The 433-nt window shown below is 19.4% G+C and carries 1 pseudogene; it reads right to left on the reverse strand.

The window, feature by feature from the left end:
• Positions 1 to 212: 212 nt before the first annotated feature.
• Positions 213 to 433, reverse strand: a pseudogene (locus OL66_RS03225) (replicative DNA helicase); the annotation flags it as partial.

The raw sequence follows: 433 nt of genomic DNA on the forward strand, positions 1-433 counted from the left end.
TATTTTTTAATTCATTATTATAAGTATAATAATTTAAGTATTGTATTTTATTGTGATTTAGTTCATATTTATATATTTATTTTATTTCTATTCTTTTTCATTATATATTTAACACATTTTTTATGATTATTATTTTTTTAGAGTTGATTTAGTGTTATTTTATAATTTGTTTGGAATTATTTTTCATTTATTTTAACTCCTAGTTTTTTTGATTAATAATAAGTTTCTATTTTATAAGGCAAAACATAACCGATTTCTTGGAAGGTTTGAGTGGTCATTTCAAAGTGATAAATTAAGGTTTTTTTGGTACCACTTCTATTTTTTTTGATACATACTTCGATTATTTTTTGATTTTCATTGTCATTATAATCTGAATATAGCTCTTCTAAGGTTGAATTATATATATTTATGGGTTTTTCTTTGTCTTTGGATA

Origin of the sequence: Chrysanthemum yellows phytoplasma (genome assembly GCF_000803325.1) — a bacterium.
Taxonomy (GTDB): Bacteria; Bacillota_I; Bacilli_A; order Acholeplasmatales; family Acholeplasmataceae; genus Phytoplasma; species Phytoplasma asteris.